This window comes from Sphingobium fluminis (assembly GCF_037723805.1).
Lineage (GTDB): Bacteria > Pseudomonadota > Alphaproteobacteria > Sphingomonadales > Sphingomonadaceae > Sphingobium.
Window position 1 is genome coordinate 221,922 of record NZ_JBBJUK010000005.1, and the last position, 19,083, is coordinate 241,004.

At 68.7% G+C, this 19,083-nt stretch carries 16 protein-coding genes; 12 read left to right on the forward strand and 4 right to left on the reverse strand.

Annotation, left to right across the window (positions count from 1 at the left end; genetic code table 11):
- Positions 1–2: 2 nt before the first annotated feature.
- Genes cobN through cobJ form a run of 5 tightly spaced genes read left to right on the forward strand, consistent with a single transcriptional unit; the run spans position 3 to position 6,599 of the window.
- Entirely contained in the window at positions 3–3,380 is a 3,378-nt protein-coding gene (cobN, locus tag WG907_RS14525; protein WP_340233888.1) for a cobaltochelatase subunit CobN, read from the forward strand.
- On the forward strand, positions 3,377–4,498 hold the full coding sequence (locus WG907_RS14530; protein ID WP_340233890.1) for a ferredoxin-like domain-containing protein: 1,122 nt from the start codon (positions 3,377–3,379) through the stop codon (positions 4,496–4,498). Before cobN ends, WG907_RS14530 begins: the two co-directional genes overlap by 4 nt.
- A complete protein-coding gene (locus WG907_RS14535) occupies positions 4,499–5,128 on the forward strand; it encodes a precorrin-8X methylmutase (RefSeq protein WP_340233892.1) in 630 nt (209 codons plus the stop codon). It abuts the gene before it with no gap.
- Positions 5,125–5,850, forward strand: coding sequence for a precorrin-2 C(20)-methyltransferase (gene cobI / locus WG907_RS14540; protein WP_340233894.1), 726 nt, complete (start codon positions 5,125–5,127; stop codon positions 5,848–5,850). The genes WG907_RS14535 and cobI overlap by 4 nt, the downstream gene beginning before the upstream one ends.
- Entirely contained in the window at positions 5,847–6,599 is a 753-nt protein-coding gene (cobJ, locus tag WG907_RS14545) for a precorrin-3B C(17)-methyltransferase (RefSeq protein WP_340233896.1), read from the forward strand. Before cobI ends, cobJ begins: the two co-directional genes overlap by 4 nt.
- Here the strand turns inward: cobJ and WG907_RS14550 are convergent.
- Positions 6,575–7,324 (reverse strand): cobalt-precorrin-6A reductase, encoded by a 750-nt coding sequence (locus tag WG907_RS14550; protein WP_340233898.1) that lies wholly within the window; start codon positions 7,322–7,324, stop codon positions 6,575–6,577. The two genes, cobJ and WG907_RS14550, sit on opposite strands and share 25 nt — an antisense overlap.
- On the opposite strand from WG907_RS14550, the gene cbiE reads away from it, so the two are divergent.
- Genes cbiE through bluB form a run of 7 tightly spaced genes read left to right on the forward strand, consistent with a single transcriptional unit; the run spans position 7,323 to position 13,012 of the window.
- Complete coding sequence (cbiE, locus tag WG907_RS14555; protein WP_340233900.1) at positions 7,323–8,528, forward strand: precorrin-6y C5,15-methyltransferase (decarboxylating) subunit CbiE; 1,206 nt, start codon at positions 7,323–7,325, stop codon at positions 8,526–8,528. The two genes, WG907_RS14550 and cbiE, sit on opposite strands and share 2 nt — an antisense overlap.
- Entirely contained in the window at positions 8,525–8,890 is a 366-nt protein-coding gene (locus WG907_RS14560; RefSeq protein ID WP_340233902.1) for a cobalamin biosynthesis protein, read from the forward strand. The genes cbiE and WG907_RS14560 overlap by 4 nt, the downstream gene beginning before the upstream one ends.
- Entirely contained in the window at positions 8,887–9,672 is a 786-nt protein-coding gene (gene cobM / locus WG907_RS14565; protein ID WP_340233903.1) for a precorrin-4 C(11)-methyltransferase, read from the forward strand. The genes WG907_RS14560 and cobM overlap by 4 nt, the downstream gene beginning before the upstream one ends.
- Positions 9,669–10,991 (forward strand): cobyrinic acid a,c-diamide synthase CobB, encoded by a 1,323-nt coding sequence (locus tag WG907_RS14570; protein ID WP_340233905.1) that lies wholly within the window; start codon positions 9,669–9,671, stop codon positions 10,989–10,991. Before cobM ends, WG907_RS14570 begins: the two co-directional genes overlap by 4 nt.
- Complete coding sequence (cobF, locus tag WG907_RS14575; protein WP_340233907.1) at positions 10,988–11,752, forward strand: precorrin-6A synthase (deacetylating); 765 nt, start codon at positions 10,988–10,990, stop codon at positions 11,750–11,752. The genes WG907_RS14570 and cobF overlap by 4 nt, the downstream gene beginning before the upstream one ends.
- Positions 11,742–12,368 (forward strand): cob(I)yrinic acid a,c-diamide adenosyltransferase, encoded by a 627-nt coding sequence (gene cobO / locus WG907_RS14580; protein ID WP_340233909.1) that lies wholly within the window; start codon positions 11,742–11,744, stop codon positions 12,366–12,368. The genes cobF and cobO overlap by 11 nt, the downstream gene beginning before the upstream one ends.
- The gene (gene bluB / locus WG907_RS14585; protein WP_340233943.1) at positions 12,365–13,012 is read left to right on the forward strand and encodes a 5,6-dimethylbenzimidazole synthase; all 648 of its coding nucleotides are present in this window, start codon (positions 12,365–12,367) and stop codon (positions 13,010–13,012) included. Before cobO ends, bluB begins: the two co-directional genes overlap by 4 nt.
- A gap of 20 nt (positions 13,013–13,032) precedes the next feature.
- Here bluB and WG907_RS14590 read toward each other — a convergent pair whose 3' ends face one another.
- Genes WG907_RS14590 through WG907_RS14600 form a run of 3 tightly spaced genes read right to left on the reverse strand, consistent with a single transcriptional unit; the run spans position 13,033 to position 19,070 of the window.
- Complete coding sequence (locus WG907_RS14590) at positions 13,033–15,057, reverse strand: preprotein translocase subunit SecA (protein WP_340233911.1); 2,025 nt, start codon at positions 15,055–15,057, stop codon at positions 13,033–13,035.
- Positions 15,050–17,203, reverse strand: coding sequence for a peptidase M50 (locus WG907_RS14595; RefSeq protein WP_340233912.1), 2,154 nt, complete (start codon positions 17,201–17,203; stop codon positions 15,050–15,052). The genes WG907_RS14590 and WG907_RS14595 overlap by 8 nt, the downstream gene beginning before the upstream one ends.
- A gap of 10 nt (positions 17,204–17,213) precedes the next feature.
- Positions 17,214–19,070: an efflux RND transporter periplasmic adaptor subunit gene (locus tag WG907_RS14600; RefSeq protein ID WP_340233913.1), complete on the reverse strand. Its 1,857-nt coding sequence runs from the start codon at positions 19,068–19,070 to the stop codon at positions 17,214–17,216.
- Positions 19,071–19,083: the final 13 nt, after the last annotated feature.

Sequence of the window (19,083 nt, forward strand, 5' to 3'; positions counted from 1 at the left end):
CGATGCACGTCATCTTCCGCGAAACGCACGGGATGGAGGAAAATGCCGTCCCGCAGGATCTTGGGCAATCGCCCGCGGATCTGGTTGTCCTGTCCTTTTCGGACAGCGATCTGGGGGCGTTCGCGGCGGCTTGGCATCAGGCGCGCGCGGCTGACGCGGCTTTTCCGACGCTCAGGCTCGCCAATCTGGCGGCGCTGGCGCATCCGCTGTCGGTCGATACCTATGTCGAACGCACGCTGGCGGGCGCGAAGGCGATCCTGATCCGGCTGATCGGCGGCACGCCCTATTGGAGCTATGGGCTGCAACAGGTAGAGGCGCTGGCGCGCTCGCGCGGCATCGCGCTGGCGGTGCTGCCTGCCGATGGCTTTGAGGATGCGCGGCTGGACGCGGTATCGACCGTAGCCGTGCCTGAATTGCGCGAGCTGGCGCGGCTGTGCGACGCGGGCGGGGCGGAGGCGGCGTGGGCGGCGCTTGGCGAGTTGGCGCGCGCGGCTGGGCTGATCGATGGGTCGGCGGTGGAGGATGCGCCGCTGCCGATGGTCGGCGGTTGGCATCCCGCGCTCGGCGTGGTCGATCCCGAAACCTTTTCACGCGATCCCGATCGGCCGCTGGTGCTGATCATCTTCTACCGCTCCTATCTGACCGCGCATGATCTCGATCCGTTCGCCGCGCTCCACGCCGCGTGCGAGCGACGCGGGTTCGACGCGCTGTCGATCTTCGCCCCGTCGCTCAAGGCCCCCGAAGCGCGCGAACGGGTCGATCGTTGGGTGCGAAACCTCGGCCCCGCCGCGATCGTCAACGCCACTGCTTTTTCGGCGCGCGGCGAAAATGGTGAAACGCCACTGGACGGCGCGGGCGTGCCGGTATTTCAGCTCGCGCTCGCCACCGCGAGCCCTGCCGGCTGGGCGGAGACATCGCGCGGGCTATCGCCGGCCGACCTTGCCATGCATGTCGTGCTGCCCGAGATCGACGGGCGGATCTTTGCCGGGGTGGCAAGCTTCAAGGAAGCGGGGGAGCGCGATCCCGACCTCGGTTTCGCTCGCACCGTCCACCGCGCGGACTCCGAACGGATCGAAGCGATCACGGCGAAGATTGCGGGCTGGATCGCGCTTGCCCGCAAGCCTGTGGCGCAGCGCTGCGTGGCGCTGATCCTGTCGACCTATCCCGGTAAGCTATATCAGATGGCCCATGCCGTCGGGCTGGACGCACTGGCTTCGGCGAAAGCGATTCTGGCCGATCTGGCGGAGTCCGGCTATGACTGCGCAGTCTCCCCTGATGTTCCCCGGCGAAAGCCCGGGTCCAGGAGTCCCGAAGAGCTGCGCCTCGCGGCCCTGGACCCCGGCTTTCGCCGGGGAACGGACACGGAGACGGATCTCGCGACGCGTCTGGGGCGCGCGCATCTGAGCTGGCCGCTGCCCGCCTATCGCGCCGCGCTGGTTGCGTTGCCCGACGCGCTGCGCGCCGATCTGGCCGCCAACTGGGGCGAGCCGGAAACGGACGGCGCGGTTAGCGACGGGGCATTCCGCTTCTCGGTCCTCCGCGCGGGCAAGGCGTTGCTCGCCTTGCAGCCCGAGCGTGGCGACAGCGCCAGGCGCGACGACGACTATCACGACCTGTCCCGCTGCCCGCGCCATGCCTATGTCGCTTTCTACCTGTGGCTGCGCGAACAGGGCATCGACGCGCTCGTGCATATCGGCGCGCACGGGACGCTGGAATGGCTGCCGGGCAAATCGGTCGCGCTGTCGAACGCGTGCTGGCCCGAAGCGCTGACCGGCGCGATGCCGGTGATCTACCCCTTCATCGTCAATGATCCGGGCGAGGCGGCGCAGGCCAAGCGCCGGATCGGGGCGGTCACGATCGGCCATGTGCCCCCCCCGCTGGTGCAGAGCAAAAGCGGTGCGGGGCTGGCGCGGATCGAGGCGCTGCTCGATGAATTTTCCAACGCCGACGGGCTGGACCGGGGCCGCCGCGCCCGCTTGCAGGACGCGATTCAGGCCGAAGCGCGCGTGCTGGGGCTGGACGCGGAACTTGGCCTCGACGCCGCCGCCACCCCGGTGGAGGCAATCACCCGGATCGACCGCTTCGTGTGCGACGTCAAGGAAAGCCAGTTCGGCGACGGGCTGCATATTTTCGGGCGCGGCGATCAGGGCGCGGCGGAACGGGCCGGGCTGCTGGCGGCGCTCAATGGCCGGCGCGTGCCCCCCGGACCTTCCGGCTCGCCCTGGCGCGGGCGCGGCGACGTGCTGCCGACCGGGCGCAACCTCTATGCCATCGACCCGCGCGCCGTGCCCTCGCGCGCGGCCCATGCGCAGGGGGTTCGCCTCGCGGAGGAGCTGATCCGCCGGCATTTGCAGGATCATGGCGATTATCCGCGCGGGCTGGTGGTCGATCTGTGGGGATCGGCGACGATGCGCACGGCGGGCGAGGAATATGCCATGGCGCTGCACCTGCTGGGCGCAAAGCCATTGTGGGACCTGGCGTCCGAGCGGGTGTCGGGCGTCGAGATCGTGCCGCTCGCGCTGCTCGACCGGCCGCGCATCGACGTGACGCTCCGGGTATCGGGCCTTTTCCGTGACGCCTTCCCGACCCTGCCGGCGCTGTTCGGGCAGGCCGTGCGGGCGCTGTGCGGGCGGGACGAGCCGGCCGACTGGAACCCCTTTGCCGGTCAGACCCCGACGGCGCGCGTCTATGGTCCGGCGGCGGGCAGCTATGGTCTTGGCCTGGGCGACGCCGCCGACATCTACACCGACGAGGCCCGGCGCGCGGCTGGGGAGGCGTGGCTGGCGGCGTCGGCCCATGTGCTCGACGCTTCCGGCGAGGCGACGGACGCGATGGCCGATCCCGACGGTCTGCGGCTGCGCGTGGCGGGGGCCGACGCTTTCGTCCATCTTCAGGACCTGCCCGAAACCGACCTGCTGCTCGCCGCCGATTATGCCGCGCATGAGGCGGGCTTCGCCGCCGCCAAGGCGCTGTCCGGCGGGACGGCTTCGCTCTATCATCTCGACAATCGCGATCCGGCGCGGCCCATGGCGCGCACCCTCACCGAAGAGATCGCCCGCGTGGTGCGCGCCCGTGCCGCCCATCCCGGCTGGGTCGCGGGCATGATGCGCCACGGCTTTCGCGGCGCGGCCGAACTGGCGGCGACGCTCGACCATATGGGGGCGTTTGCGCATCTGGCGGGCAGCGTGCCCCCGCTTCTGTTCGATCTTTATCATGATGCGACGCTGGGGCAGGACGATGTCCGCGCCTTCATGGCCAGTGCCAATCCGCAAGCGCTGGCGGCGATGGAGCAGCGTTTCGCCGCGCTGCACGCCGCCGGGCTGTGGCGGACGCGGCGCAATTCCATTCTCGCCAGCCTGCCGGTCGAGGGCGCGGCATGAGCGGCTTCGCCGTCAAGGGCTGGTGCCCCGACGCCTGGCGGCCGATGCAGGCGGGCGACGGGCTGCTCGTGCGGGTCAAGCCCCGACTTGGGCGGCTGACGCGCGCGCAGGTGCTGGGATTGTGCGAGGCCGCCGTGACCTGCGGCAACGGCCTGATCGACATGACACGCCGCGCCAATCTCCAGCTTCGCGGGGTCAGTGAAGCGGGTTGGCCGTCCTTGCTCGACCGGTTGATCGCGCTCGATCTGTTGGATGCCGATCCGGCGCGCGAACAGCGGCGCGCCATCCTCGTCGCGCCCGACTGGCAGACAGGGGACGACAGCCACCGCATTGCGGGCGAGCTGCTGGCGCGGCTGGACGAATTGCCTGCCCTGCCGGGGAAGATAGGGTTCGTGATCGATGCCGGCCGCGCAAGCATCCTCGTCGGCGAGGCGGGCGATTTCCGTATAGAGCGGGGTAGGGGGGACCGCCTTATCCTGCGAGCGGATGGGCGCGTGACGGGTGTTGCGGTCGCCGAGGGCGCCGAAGTCGACGGCCTGATCGCGCTTGCACGCTGGTTCGTGGACAGCGGCGGCGCGGGGGCGGGACGCATGGTCCGGCATGAAGCGGCTCTGCCGGACTGGGCGCAGGGCGACATTCCGCCCACACCGACTGCCGCGCCGATCGCGCCGGGTCCGCACGCTCTGGGCACGGCCTATGGCCTGCCGTTCGGGCGGGTCGAGGCGCATGTGCTCGCGCAGGCGATGCAAGGTGACGCCGCACGGATCACGCCCTGGCGCGTGCTGCTGATAGAAGGCACCGCCGCGCAAGATATCGATGGCCTGATCGCCGATCCCGCCGATCCGCTACTGCACGTCGATGCCTGCCCCGGTGCGCCAGCCTGTCCACAGGCGAGCGTCGAGACCCGTGATCTCGCGCGGCGGCTGGCCCCACATATCGACGGTCATCTGCACGTGTCGGGCTGCGCCAAGGGTTGCGCGCATGGCGGTGGGGCTGATGTCACGCTCACCGGCCGCGACGGCCTGTTCGACCTTGGTTTCGCCGCGCCCGCCGGCGCGCACCCTGTCCGTTCCGCGCTCAGCGAAGCGCAGATTCTTGCTTATTTCGGAGCCGCCTGAATGCCCCATAGTTATGAAACCGATGGAGCCGCGATTTACCGCAAGTCCTTCGCCACGATCCGCGCCGAGGCCGATCTCGCGCGCTTTTGCGCCGATGAGGAACAGGTGGCGGTGCGCATGATCCATGCCGCCGGCATGGTCGGACTGGCGGCGCATATCCGCTTTTCTCCGGGATTTGCGGCCGCCGCGAGGGCTGCGCTGGCGGCGGGCGCGCCGATCCTGTGCGACGCCCGGATGGTGTCCGAAGGCATCACCCGCTCCCGGCTGCCCGCCGCCAATCCGATCCTCTGTACGTTGCACGACGTAAAGGTGCCGGACATGGCGCGCGCGATGGGCAATACCCGCTCCGCCGCCGCGCTGGAGCTGTGGCGGCCGCATCTGGCGGGCGCGGTCGTTGCGATCGGCAACGCGCCGACCGCGCTTTTCCACCTCCTCAATATGCTGGACGACCCTGATTGCCCGCGTCCGGCGGCGATCATCGGCTGTCCGGTGGGCTTCGTCGGCGCGGTCGAATCGAAGGCCGCCCTATGGGCTGCGCCGCCCGTCCCCTGCTGCATCGTCGAAGGTCGGCTGGGCGGCAGCGCGATCACGGTCGCCGCGGTCAACGCGCTTGCGAGCCGCGCCGAATGACGTGCGGCACAGTCCACGGCGTCGGCCTCGGTCCCGGTGCGCCCGATTTGCTCAGCGTGCGCGCCGACCGGCTGGTGCGCGGCGCGCGGCATGTCGCCTATTTTCGCAAGGCCGGGCGGCCGGGGCAGGCGCGGCGCATCGCCGATGGCATGTTGCGCGCCGACGCGATCGAAATCGCGATGGAATATCCGGTGACGACCGAAATACCCTTCACCGATCCACGGTATAACGCGTCGCTGTCCGCTTTTTACGCCGACTGCACGGAAAGACTGTCCGCGCTGGCGCAGACGGGCGAGGATATCGTCGTGCTGTGCGAGGGCGACCCGTTTTTCTACGGGTCCTTCATGCATCTGCACAGCCGGCTGACGGGGATCGTGCCGGTGCAGGTCGTGCCGGGCATCACCGGCATGGCGGGGGCATGGAACGCGACCGGGGTGCCGATCACCTGGGGCGACGATGTGCTGACCGTGGCGATGGCGACGCTGCCGGAGGAGGAACTGGTCCGCCGCATTCGCGATACCGACGCGCTGGTGGTCATGAAGATCGGGCGCAATCTGGCCAAGCTGCGCCGCGCGGTGGCGGCGGCGGGGCGCGAGGATGCGGCCTGGCTGGTCGAACATGCCGCCATGCCCGGCCAGCGCGTCACCCGCCTGGGCGACGCGACCAGCGTCACCCCCTATTTCTCGATCCTGCTGATCCATGGCCAGGGACGCCGGCCATGACGGAAGGCTGGATCGCGATCGCGGGCCTGGGGCCGGGCGACGAAATGCTGGTCACGCCCCAAGTCACCGCCGCACTCGACGCGGCGAGCGATATCGTCGGCTATATCCCTTATGTCGCGCGCATCGCGCCGCGTGCCGGGCTGACGCTGCATCCGTCCGACAACCGCGTGGAGCTGGACCGCGCCGCTCATGCGCTGGATATGGCGGCGGCGGGCAAGCGCGTGGTCGTGGTCTCGTCCGGCGATCCCGGCGTGTTCGCGATGGCGGCGGCACTGTTCGAGGCGCTGGAGACCGGTCCGGCGCACTGGCGCAATCTCGATATTCAGGTGCTGCCCGGCATCACCGCCATGCTCGCCGCTAGCGCGCGGGCGGGCGCGCCGCTCGGCCATGATTTCTGCGCCATCAACCTGTCCGACAATCTGAAACCCTGGCCGCTGATCGAAAAGCGGTTGCGGCTGGCGGCGGAGGCGGACTTCGCCATGGCATTCTACAACCCCCGGTCGAAAGCCCGGCCCGAAGGCCTTGCGAGGGTATTGGACGTGTTGCGCGAGGCGTGCGGCGCGGATCGTCCCATCCTGTTCGCCCGCGCGGTATCGACGCCGCAGGAGGAATTGCGGATCGTCTCTTTGGGGGAGGCCCGCGCGGATATGGCCGACATGCGCACCATGGTGATCGTCGGGTCGAGCCTGACCCGGATCATCGATCGCCCCACAAGGCCGATCCTCTACACCCCGCGATCGGCCGTATGACCCAGCCATGCGAGCACATCCTCGGGGCGCGTCACCTCCATGCGGTCCGGCAGGACGGGGCGGTCGATCATCAGCACCGGCAGGCCAAGCGCGCGCGCGGCGGTCAGCTTGGCATTGGCTCCCGCACCGCCCGCATTTTTGCAGACGACCAGATCGACGCCGTGCGTCTGCATCAGCGCGATGTCGCCCGCGCCGGTGAACGGCCCGCGATCGACGATCAGACTGTGGCGGGGCAGGGCAGGGGGGCGATCCGGGGCATCGACGAAGCGCAGCAGATAATGATGCTGCGGCTGCGCGGCGAAGGCGTCGACATGCATCCGCCCGAGCGCCAGCATGACGCGTCGGGCGGGGCCGGAAAGCGCCGCGACCGCCGCGTCGATATCGGCGACGCGGGTCCAGCGATCCCCGGCGACGGGTTTCCAGCCGGGCCGGGTGAGCGCCAAAAGCGGTACGCCGGTCAGCCGCGCCGCGTCGACCGCATGGGCGCTCATCTGCGCCGCGAAGGGATGGGTCGCGTCCACCAGATGGGTGATGCGATGATCGCGCAGATAGTTGGCCAGTCCCGCAACGCCGCCAAAGCCGCCGCTGCGGACCGGCACCGGCTGGGGGCGGGGGTGCGCCGTCCGTCCGGCATAGCTGAGCGTCGCCGACAGGCCCTGCGCGGCCAGCAGCCGCGCCAGCGCGCTCGCCTCGGTCGTACCGCCCAGCAGGAGGATGTTCGGCATGGCTGAGGCGGTTTCCAGACCCTGGTTGACGATCGTCGGCATCGGCGAGGACGGGGCCGCTGGCCTGTCCGCCGCGAGCCGGGCGGCGCTGGACCGGGCCGAGCTGGTCATGGGATCGGCCCGGCACCTGTCGCTGCTGTCCGCGCTTAGCTGTCCCACGATCATCTGGCCAGTGCCCTTCGCCGACGGGATCGCGCGCCTGCTGGCGCATCGCGGCCAGCGGGTCGTCATGCTGGCGTCGGGCGATCCCTTCTGGTTCGGCGCGGGGACCAGCGTAACGCGGCTGATCGATCCCGCCGAATGGGTGGCGCATCCGGCGCTCTCGACCTTCGCGCTGGCCGCCGCGCGGCTGGGCTGGCCGGTGGAAGAGACGGCCTGTCTTGGCCTGCACGCCGCGCCGCTGGAACGATTGCGGCCCCATCTGGGGCGGGGCCGCCGCATGCTGGCGCTCTTGCGCGATGGCGACGCCGTGGCTGCGCTCGCCAATTATCTGACAGGGCAGGGCTTTGGTCCCTCGGTCCTGCATGTGATGGAGGCGCTCGGCGGCCCGCGCGAGCGGGTCCGCCGCGTCAGCGCCGATGCGATGGGTTTGACGGATATCGCCCATCCGGTCGCGGTCGGGATCGATTGTGCCGGGCCGGGTCCATCCCTGCCTTCGACCAGCGGGCTGGCCGACGACTGGTTCGCCACCGATGGTCAGATCACCAAGCGCCCGGTGCGCGCGCTCACCCTGTCGGCGCTGGCGCCTCGTGCCGGCGAACTGCTGTGGGATATCGGCGCGGGATCGGGATCGATCGGGATCGAGTGGCTGCTGGCCCATCCCGCCAACCGCGCCATCGCCATCGAGGCGGACCCGGGGCGCGCCGCCCGCGCGCGGGCGAATGCGGTGGCGCTGGGCGTGGATCGGCTGGACATTTTCACAGGCGTTGTGCCCGATGTCCTGCCGCAGACGGCCCCCGACGCCGTGTTCATCGGCGGCGGTCTGTCCGATGCCCTGCTGGAAACGCTCCGGGAGCGCCTGCCTGCCGGAACACGGCTGGTCGCCAACGCGGTGACGCTCGAATCCGAAGCGGTGCTGGCCCTTTGGCATGGTCAGATGGGGGGCAGCCTGCTCCGAATCGAACTGGCCGACTCCGCGCCGCTCGGCAATCGCCATGGCTGGCGCGCGCGCTATCCGGTTGTGCAATGGAGCGTCACCTTATGATCGTCGCCGGATTCGGATTCCGGGCCAGCGCTGGCCTGCCCTCGTTACGCGCCGCGCTCGCGTTGGCGCAGCAAGGGCAACCGCCGGTCACGCATCTCGCGACGGCGCAGGACAAGGTCGCGGCGCTGGTCCCGCTGGCGCAAGCGCTGGGCCTGCCACTGACGGGGGTTGCGCCCGATATGCTTGCCGCAGTTCCCACCTTCACCCGATCCGCCGCGAGCCTGAGTGCGCGCGACACCGGCAGCGTCGCCGAAGCCTCGGCGCTCGCCGCCGCCGGCGAAGGCGCGCATCTGCTGACGCCGCGCCATATTTCCCCCGATCGCATGGCCACCTGCGCCATCGCCCAAGGAAGCCCGCCATGACCGTCCATTTCATCGGCGCCGGTCCCGGCGCGCCCGACCTTCTGACGCTGCGCGGACGCGATCTGATCGCCGCCAGCCCGGTCTGCCTTTATGCCGGATCGCTGATCCCCGCCGCCGTGCTGGCGCATTGCCCGCCGGGCGCGCGGATCGTCAATACAGCTCCCATGGCATTGGATGCGATCATCGACGAGATCGCCACCGCCCATGCCGCAGGGCAGGATGTCGCGCGACTGCATTCGGGCGACCTGTCGGTCTGGTCGGCGATGGGCGAACAGCTCCGGCGGCTGCGGGCGTTGGCCATTCCCGTCACGGTGACCCCCGGCGTCCCCGCCTTCGCCGCCGCCGCCGCGGCGCTGGAGGCGGAACTGACCCTGCCCGAACTCGCCCAGTCGCTCGTGCTGACCCGCACGCCGGGCCGGGCGAGCAGCATGCCGCCCGCCGAAAGCCTGAGCCATTTCGCGGCCACCGGCGCGACGCTCGCGATCCACCTGTCGATCCACAATCTTGCGCAGATCGTCGCGGACCTGACCCCCACCTATGGCGCGGATTGCCCCGTGGCCGTGGTCTGGCGCGCGAGCTGGCCCGAACAGCGGATCGTCCGCGCCACGCTCGATACCATCGCCGATGCGGTCGCCGGCAGCATGGAGCGCACCGCGCTGATCCTCGTCGGTCGGGTGCTGGGAGCGCAGGATTTTGCCGAAAGCAGCCTCTATGCCCCCGGCTATGATCGTCGCTTCCGCCCGCAGGACGCTGCATCGCGCTTTTCGGAGATAAGGGAATGAACGTCCCCCATATCACGCCCGGCCTGATGATCGCCGCCCCCGCATCGGGCACCGGCAAGACCACGGTGATGCTGGGCCTGCTGCGCGCGCTGCATGAGGACGGCCTTACGGTCCAGCCGTTCAAGAGCGGCCCCGACTATATCGACCCCGCCTTTCATCGCGCCGCCTGCGGGCGGGCATCGTTCAACCTCGACAGCTGGGCGATGGAAAGCGGGCTGCTCGACGCCATCATGGCGCAGGCGGCGGGCGCGGACATGGTGCTGGCCGAAGGATCGATGGGCCTGTTCGACGGCGTCGCCAGCCGGGGCGCGAGCGGGCATGGGGCGAGCGCCGAAATCGCGCGCCGCATGGGCTGGCCGGTCATATTGGTGGTCGATGTGTCGGGTCAGGCGCAATCCGCCGCCGCCACGGCGCTGGGGTTCAAAAGCCTCGATCCCGCCTTGCCCTTCGCCGGGGTAATCCTCAACCGGGTGGCCAGTCCGCGCCATGAACGGCTGGTGCGGCGGGGCATGGAGGAGGCGGGCATCACCGTTCTGGGCGCGTTGCCACGGCGCGGGGACCTGACATTGCCCGAACGGCATCTGGGGCTCGTGCAGGCGGTCGAGCATCCCGATCTCGATCGCGCCATCGCCGACTATGCCGCCTTCCTGCGCTCCCATGCCGATCTGGACGCGATCCGGAACGCGGCGCGGGGAAGACGTGCGGCTTCCGGCGGGACGCGCCTGCCTTCACCCCCGGCGCAGCGCATCGCCATGGCGCGCGATGCGGCCTTTTCCTTCGTCTATCCGCATTTGCTGGAAGGGTGGCGGCGGGCGGGCGCGGAAATCCTGCCCTTCTCGCCGCTCGCCGATGAAGCGCCCGCGCCCCAGGCCGATCTTGTCTGGCTGCCCGGCGGCTATCCTGAACTCCATGCCGGGACGATCGCCGCCGCCGGGACGTTCCTGTCCGGCCTGCGCCATCATGCGCGGACGCGGCCGGTCCATGGCGAATGTGGCGGCTACATGGTGCTGGGCGAGGCGCTGGTCGACAAGAGTGGCGAGCGGCACGCGATGGCTGGCCTGCTCGGTCTCGTCACCAGCCATGCGCAGCGGCGGATGCATCTTGGCTATCGCCATGCGGAATTGCTCGCCCCGGTGGCCGGGCTTGCCGCAGGTACGAAATTGCGCGGTCATGAATTTCATTATTCGACGATCGTCGAGCAGCCGGATGCGCCGCTCGCGCATGTGACCGATGCCGAAGGCGCGGCGGTCGCCGAAACCGGGTCGCATCGCGGGCCAGTGACCGGCACCTATTTCCACATGATCGCGCCCGCCGCATGATCGATCTTGACCTGATCGGCATCGGCACGGGCAATGTCGACCATCTGACGGCGCAGGCGGTTGCGGCGATGAACGCCGCCGACCTCATCCTGCTGCCGCGCAAGGGCAGCGCCAAATCGGACCTCATCGACCTGCGCCGCGAGATTTGCGCGCGCGTGCTGACCGCGCCGGTGCGAGTGGTCGAATTCGACCTGCCGGTGCGCGACGATGGCGGCGTCTATCTGGACGAGGTGCATAGCTGGCACGACGCCATTGCGGAGGCCTGGGGCTCGCAGATCGCCGCACACCTGCCCGATGGCGGGCGGCTCGCGCTGCTCGTCTGGGGCGATCCCTCGCTGTACGACAGCAGCCTGCGGATCGCGCAGCGGCTGCGCGACGGCGGCATGAAACTGAGCGTCAAGGTGATCCCCGGCATCACCAGCATCCAGGCGCTGACCGCCGCTCACGCCATACCGCTCAATCCGCTCGCCGGGCCGGTGACGATCACCACCGGCCGGATGCTGCGCGCCCATGGCTGGCCCGATGGCGCGGATACAGTCGTGGTCATGCTGGATGGCGGCTGCGCGTTCGAGGTGCTGGAGCCGCAAGGCGTGACGATCTGGTGGGGCGCCTATCTCGGCATGGCGCATGAGGCGCTGGAGCAGGGACCGCTCGCGCAAGCCGGCCCCCGGATCGCCGCACGCCGCGCAGACCTGCGCGCGCGCCATGGCTGGATCATGGACGTCTATCTGATGCGCAAGGAGACAAAAGATGGAAACTGACAGCAACGTGGAAGCCGCACCGGACGAGGCCCGCCATGCCGAAAAGATGCGCAAGAAACAGGCGGCGCAGGCCAAGATCATGGCCAACAAGACCCGCGAACAGGGCCTGCTGATCGTCCACACCGGCAAGGGCAAGGGCAAGACCAGCGCCGCGCTCGGCATGGTGGTCCGCGCCATCGGCCATGGCATGAAGGTGGGCGTGGTCCAGTTCGTCAAGGGCGCGATGCACACTGGCGAAAAGGCGGTGTTCGATGCCTTTCCCGACAATGTGGAATTCAAGCCGATGGGCGAAGGCTTCACCTGGGACACGCAGGACCGTTCGCGCGACATCGCGTCAGCGCGCGCAGCGTGGGACGAGGTCAAGCGCATGATCGCCGATCCCAGCTATCATATGGTGATGGCCGACGAGTTGAACATCGTCCTGCGCTACGATTATCTGCCGGTCGATGAGGTGGTGGCGGTGCTGACCGCGCGTGATGCTATGAAGCATGTCATCGTCACCGGCCGTAACGCGTCCGATGCGCTGATCGAGGCGGCCGATCTCGTCACCGACATGACGATGGTGAAGCATCCGTTCCGGTCAGGGGTCAAGGCGCAGGCGGGGATCGAGTTCTGAGCGAGCCGCCGCCTCGGTTCGACGCGGACTTTGCAGAGCAGTTCATGGCTTTGCTGCGCTGGCGGCGCGACGTCCGGCACTTCGACAGCCGCCCCGTCGCGCAGGCGGATATGGAAGCGTTGCTGGCCAGCACTGCCTTTACGCCCTCGGTCGGCAATGCGCAGCCCTGGCGCTTCGTGCGCCTGCGTTCCCCCGCCATTCGCGCGACGCTGGCCGCGCATGTGGATGAGGTGAACGCGCGCGCGGCAAAGGCTTATGCGGGGCAGGATCGTCATGACGCCTATCTGTCGCTCAAGCTGCACGGGCTTCGCGAAGCCCCCGAACTGATGGCGGTGTTCTGCGATGAAAAGGCCGAGGCTGGCCATGGCCTGGGCATCGCGACCATGCCCGAAATGCTGCGCTATTCCTGCGTATTGGCGATCCATACGCTGTGGCTGGCGGCGCGTTCGCGCGGCATTGGTCTGGGCTGGGTTTCGATCCTCGATCCGCCGGCTGTCCATGCCCTGCTGGACGTGCCCGCCGACTGGTCGCTGATCGCGCTGCTGTGCATCGGATATCCGGCGGACCTGTCCGACGTGCCCGAACTGGAAAGTCGCGGCTGGCAATCGCGCGAACCATGGCGCGACCGGCTGTTCGAACGATGAAGCGCTTAGGGGATCCCGCGTCAGTCGCGGCCGGTGAACGCCATGGCCTTGCGCAGCCGATCTTCCGACAGTTCGGTCTGGCGGCGTGTGACCGCATGGTGCCGCTCGGCGCTGCGCTGTGCCGCCCGGCGCAGCCAGTCGGCAGGGCCTCCGGCGATCGGCCATGAATTGACCGAAGACTGCAATATTTTCCGCCAGAAAGGCGCATATCCGGCATAGAGTTCGTCGTCGATCGCGGTGATGGCCTGGGTAGTGCCGGGATCGCCCTGCCGCCCCGCGCGGCCATAGAGCTGGCGATCGATCCGCGAGGTTTCGTGGAAGGCGGTCAGGATGACGTGCAGCCCGCCCGCTTTTTTGGCCGCATCGCTCAGTTCGATGTCCGTGCCGCGCCCGGCCATGTTGGTGGCGACCGTCACGGCACCAACATGGCCCGCGCCGGCGATGATGTCCGCCTCTTGCGCATCCTGCCGGGCATTGAGCACGCGATGGTCGATCCCCGCCTGGGCAAGCGCGGCCGATACAGCCTCGGAATCGCCGACCGAGCGCGTCCCGATCAGCACGGGTCGCCCGTTTTCGCCGCGCTGCACCGATGCCACGGCCTGCGCGACGGCCAGCCATTTGGCAGCAGCGTCGCGATGCATTTCATGCCCGCGATCGATCCGCTGGTTTGGCCGGTTGCGCGGCACCGCGTCGACGCGAACGCCATAATCGGCCCATAGTTCGTCGGCGACCTCGCGAATCGTCCCGCTCATTCCCGCGAGCCGCAAATAGCGGCGAAAGAAGCGTTGATAGGTGATGCGCGCGATGGTGTTGCGCGTGCCGGTCAGCGCTACGCGCTCCTTCGCCTCGATCAGCTGATGCAGCCCGGCTTCCCACGACCGATCGGCCATGACGCGGCCAGTGGATTCATCGACGATCTGGACCTTGTCGTCGATCACCACATATTCGCGATCGCGCAGGAACAGGTGCAGAGCGGCAAGCGCCTGGCTGGCGAGTTGTTCGCGCGCCTGCCGCATGCGCCACGGGGTGTGGGGCAGGCCCTGCGCCAGTGCGGCGACCTCCTCCCGTCCGCGCTCGTTCAGCTCCACGGCGCGGGCTGCGGCGCGGATGGTGTAATGGTCGCCCGCCACCAGGCGGGCCGCCAGCTCCAGCGCCGAAATGAACAGCCCGTCGTCGTCCGCCGGCATTTCGGCCGACAGGATCAACGGCGTGCGCGCTTCGTCGATGAAGATCGAATCCGCTTCGTCGATCACCGCGAAATACAGGCCACGCAGGGTCAGCGGCTCGCTCCGGCGACCGGCCAGTTCGGCGACCTTGCGCCGGGTGGCGCCGCGCACGCCGCCAAGGGCGCGCTGGTCGCGCAGATAATCGAAGGTAATTTCCTTGTTGGTCCCATACACCACGTCGGCGCGGTAGATCGCCGCGCGCTCGTGCAATTCCACCTCGTGCACGATCAGCCCGACATCGAGGCCGAAGCGCGCATAGACCGGGCGCAGTTTCGCGGAGTCGCGCTCGGCGAGATAGTCGTTCACGGTGAAAACATGGACCGGCATCCCGGCCAGGCTCGCGGCGATGGCGGGGAGCAGCGCGGTAATGGTCTTGCCTTCGCCAGTGGCCATTTCGGCGATCCCGCCGCGCAGCATGACGAGGCCGCCCATGAGCTGGACCGGGAAATGCCACATGCCCAGTTCCCGCCCGCTGACCTCGCGGATCAAAGCGAAACATTCATCGACCAGTGGCTCGCGCAGCCCCTCGCGACGCAGCGCCTGTCGCACGTCCGCGCAGCGGGCGTCGAGGGCTGCGTCGTCGAGATCGCGCAGCGCCGCCGATTCTTCCGCGATCCGCTCCGCCCGCGCCATCAGCAGGCGTGCCGACCAGGGCAGGGTGGTCATCGCCTTGCCCAGGATCAGGTCGACCGGCCGGTCCCACTGCCATCCCTTTGCCGGGCCTCGCTCGGGATAGGGGGCGATCACCGGGCGGCGATCGTCGCGCACTTCACGCCACAGGGCGCGGCCGCGCGATTTCAGGGCGATCAGGTCAGGCATCGAATCGCGCCAGCAGCATTTGCCTGACCCGGCGCACGGCCTGCCAGCCGAGCGGCTCCCAGTCGAGCGTGAAGCGCACGAACACCCTTGTGCCAAAAGGCACCTGACTCAATTCTTTGGGCAGATCGATGTCGAACAGGAACACGCGGTTGAGCGCGGTCCTTCCCTTGGCGTCGCGGGGGTCGACGGGGAAGGGGCCACCATTTTCGGTCGCCAGCGCACGGCTCGGCAGGTCGCGGGTCGCGCCGGGTACGATCCGCACGATATGCCCGTCGAAGCTGCGCCCCGGCATGTTGGCGAGCCGAAACCGCAGCGACCCCAGATGATCGCGCACCAGATCGATATCGGCCTGCGCCACCGCGATCCGGGCGACGTCGGCATGGCCGGGCGTCACATAGCCGATCAGGTCGCCCTTTTGCAGAAAACGCCCCGGAAGGTCGTCGGCGGGCGCTGCCGATAACAGGAAACGCCCCGGCGATCCGGCGCGCACTTCCAGTTCGCCCAATTGCTGTCGCTTGATGGCCAGCTTCTTTTCGATCTCGCTTTGTCTGACCTGGCTGATCTCGCGCTTGACGCGGTCGCCGTCCAGTTCGGAGTCGGCCTGCGCCTGCATTTCGCGCGCCTGCCAGGCGAGTTGCGCCACTTCCGCTTCGAGCGCCGGATGAGTGGATAGGACGAGCGGCTGGCCCGCGCGGACGAGCGCGCCTTCCTGCGCCGCGACTTTGGCGACCACGCCATCCGACCCGGCACGTACATGGGCCGCTTCGGGCAGCCAGACCACGCCTTCGGTATAGGCATGATGCGGCGCGGGGAGGGCGAACAGGATCAGCGCCAGCGCCGTGACGCTACCGAGCGTGATCCGCACCGCGCGCTTGCGGTTGCCGTGGAGCGCCGGCCCGGAAAACACATGTTTGAACATCTTCCACACCGGCAGGCCGATGCCGGTCCATATCGTCCACAGCGCGATCAGGACGCCGATGATGAAGAAGCGTTCCGCCATGACGATCGCGATGCCGAGCAGCATCACCATGCGCGCGGCAAAGGCGAGCGGGGCATAGAAAGCCAGCCACAGTCTTTCGCCGCGCGTCGCATCGAACGGCAATGCGCCATGCGTGCGGAAAATATGCGCGTCGATCAGGTGGCCCCAATATTTATTGGCCTTTTGCCCGAGATTGGGGATCTCGATGACGTCCGCCAAGATATAATAGCCATCGAAGCGCAGCAACGGATTGCCGTTGACCAGGATGGTGGACACGCCGGCAATCAGCATCACGTTGAACGCGAAGGCCCGCGCCAGTCCGGGTTCTAGCGACACCCAGGCATAGGTGGCGAGCGCCGCGACGAACAATTCGCTCAGCATCCCGGCAGCGCCGACGAAGGCGCGCTGCCATTTGCTTTGCAGCGCGCTGGCGGCCGAGGCGTCGACATAAGGAACGGGGAAGAACAGCAGCAGCATGACCCCCATTTCACGCACTTCGCGGCCATTGGCCTTGGCCGCGAAGCCATGGCCCAGTTCGTGGATTGTCTTGACCACCGGATAGCAAAGCAGGATCACGAGCAGGTTCTGCGTCGCCAGAACCCGGTCGATCAGGCCATGGGTCAATTCGGTCCAGTGCGAGGCGGCGATGGCGGCGGCGGGCAGCACCACCGCCAGCCACAGCAGCAACCCCGCCCAGCTGAAGAGCGGCCGCAGCCATGGCATGGCCCGTTCGAGGAAGCGGTCGGGATCGATCAGCGGGACCCGGATCGACATCGGGCTTTTGAGATTCTGGACCCAGAGCTGACGACGCTGGGTCTTGCCGCGCTCCAGCAGCTCGGCGGTGTCGGGCAGGGTATCGGTGGCGATCAGGTCTGCACCGTGCAACTGCCCGAGCGCGTGGATGACATCGTCCTGGCTGGGGGCTTCCTCGCCCATTTCATCGACCAGCCGGTCCCACAGCTCAGCCACGCTCCGCCGTCCGTCGAGCCGTCCGATCAGGCCGTAGGCGCCCGCTGCAAAGCGATGCGCCCGGCCCGCTGCACCATCGTCGATCACATACCAGCGCTTGCCGCGATAGCGGTGGCGGCGGACGCGCACATGGCTTTTGAGGCGCGGCCGCAGATGGGCGACGCTATACCATGAGGCGCTGTTGAATGGATTCCCCACCGGGCCGGCCTCAGGGCAGCCATTTCCAGAGGAACAGGCGCAGCCAGTTGCGCAATCCTCTGGTCCATACCCATAGTTTCGAGCGGCGGTCGATGGTGATCTTGCCCACGCCTTCCATGCCCGGCCGAAGGGTCGGCGGCGCGTCGCCGTCGAGCTGCGCCTCGACGCGGAACCTGTTCTTGCCGTCCTCGCTCTCGGTCACCGACGTGATCTTGGAGAGGGTGAAATTCACCGTGTCGCCCGCCAGCCCCGTCGGCGCGAACCGGCCCCGCTGACCTACGAACAGATAGGGCAGATCGGTCTCTTCGACCTGAAGCACCACGCGAAAGCCTTCGAGCGGCGCGACCTGAAACAGCACTTCGCCTTCCTTGACCGGGGTGCCGACAAGCTGGCTGACATCGCCCGACACCAGCACGCCCGAAAGCGGCGCGGTGATCGACGTGCGCGCGATCCGGTAGTCGATCAGGCTCAGCTGCGCTTGGGCCTGACGCAGCTGCGCGCCGAACAGGTTCATGTCGGCGCGCTCATGCTTGGCCAGCGCCTCGCGATAGCGGCGGTCATATTGTTCGACCTCGCCGGCCGATTTCGCCTGATCGAGCTTGAGATCGCGCTCGTCGAGGGTAGCGAGCACCTGACCTTCGCGCACGATGTCGCCGGCGCGGGCGTAAGAGCGGGCGATATAGCCCGAAAATGGCGCGGCGGCGGCGCGTTGCACCCTGCCTTCGAGGGTGGCGTCGGCACCGACGCGGAAATGCGAGACGGGCAGGAGCAGGATGATAAGCGCGACCAGCGTCGCCGCGCCGATGGCCTTCGCCAGCGGGCGGCGGGGGCCGAACAGCGCCTTCAGCCCGTCGATGCTCTTGGTGCGGATGCGCCCGCTCACCCAGCGCTCCTCGCGCGCCCTGAGCGCCAGCAGCGGCGCGACCAGCCCCGCCACGGCTTCGGCGAGGATCAGGTCGCGGCCGGCGAGTTCGGCACCGGATCCGCTGCGCTCGATGGTGATGACGCCCACCGGCAACCCGCGATCCTGCGCGAGGATTGAGGCGATCGCGTCGCGATGGGCCGAAGCGGCAAGCCGCGCCTGTTGCAATATGATCGCGCTATCCCCCTGCGGCGCGGGGAAAGCGGTGGTGCGGCCATGATCGAGCGCTTCGTCCATTGCCGCCTCGATCGCCTCCGATATGTCGGATCGCTTGCGGAACCACGCGCCATGCGAGGTGGCGGTGAGCCGGGCCCGATCGTCGCGGATCAGGCCAAATGACACCTGATCGGCGTTCAGCGCAACCGCGAGCGCATTGCACAGCGCCATGGCCGCTTCGTGCAGCGAGGCATGTTCTTCGACGGCGGCCAGCACGTCGAGCGCCGACGATGTGGCAAGGCCATGCGCGCCCTGTTCTTCGGCGCGATGTTGCCAGATCAGCGCCATGATCCATCCCACGCCCCAGTGCAGTTCGCGCACCAGTTGCTGAAGGATCGCGGAGCCCCCGCCTGTGACGAGAAGAACGACGGCACCGTGGCTCTCGCCCTGAACCGCGATCGGATAGGCGATGCCGGTGCGGGCGGGGAAATCGGGATCGCTTTCGATCACGGCCTGACCCAGGGTCAGCGCGCGTTCGGCGATCGCGCGCAGATGGTCCAGTCCGACCGGCGCATCAGGCCAGAGCGCGGCCGGCGCATATGTGCCTTCGGGACTTCGCAGGAGCACGAGCCCGGTCAGTGCGCCCGCCGTGCGCCGGCACTGGAGGTCGAGCCAGGCGCGACAGAAGCTGGCGGCGTCCGGTGCGGCAGCGAGCGCGGTCCATAAGGCGGCATCGGCCCCGTCCTGCGGTGCGGCGTCCGCTTGCGAAGCGAAGCTGTTGGCGCTCACGGGCGTCGACGCC

Coding starts and splice junctions, on each gene's coding strand:
- cobN (WP_340233888.1), top strand. CDS start 3: ATGCACGTCATCTTCCGCGAAACGCACGGGATGGAGGAAAATGCCGTC.
- WG907_RS14530 (WP_340233890.1), top strand. CDS start 3,377: ATGAGCGGCTTCGCCGTCAAGGGCTGGTGCCCCGACGCCTGGCGGCCG.
- WG907_RS14535 (WP_340233892.1), top strand. CDS start 4,499: ATGCCCCATAGTTATGAAACCGATGGAGCCGCGATTTACCGCAAGTCC.
- cobI (WP_340233894.1), top strand. CDS start 5,125: ATGACGTGCGGCACAGTCCACGGCGTCGGCCTCGGTCCCGGTGCGCCC.
- cobJ (WP_340233896.1), top strand. CDS start 5,847: ATGACGGAAGGCTGGATCGCGATCGCGGGCCTGGGGCCGGGCGACGAA.
- cbiE (WP_340233900.1), top strand. CDS start 7,323: ATGGCTGAGGCGGTTTCCAGACCCTGGTTGACGATCGTCGGCATCGGC.
- WG907_RS14550 (WP_340233898.1), bottom strand. CDS start 7,324: ATGCCGAACATCCTCCTGCTGGGCGGTACGACCGAGGCGAGCGCGCTG.
- WG907_RS14560 (WP_340233902.1), top strand. CDS start 8,525: ATGATCGTCGCCGGATTCGGATTCCGGGCCAGCGCTGGCCTGCCCTCG.
- cobM (WP_340233903.1), top strand. CDS start 8,887: ATGACCGTCCATTTCATCGGCGCCGGTCCCGGCGCGCCCGACCTTCTG.
- WG907_RS14570 (WP_340233905.1), top strand. CDS start 9,669: ATGAACGTCCCCCATATCACGCCCGGCCTGATGATCGCCGCCCCCGCA.
- cobF (WP_340233907.1), top strand. CDS start 10,988: ATGATCGATCTTGACCTGATCGGCATCGGCACGGGCAATGTCGACCAT.
- cobO (WP_340233909.1), top strand. CDS start 11,742: ATGGAAACTGACAGCAACGTGGAAGCCGCACCGGACGAGGCCCGCCAT.
- WG907_RS14590 (WP_340233911.1), bottom strand. CDS start 15,057: ATGCCTGACCTGATCGCCCTGAAATCGCGCGGCCGCGCCCTGTGGCGT.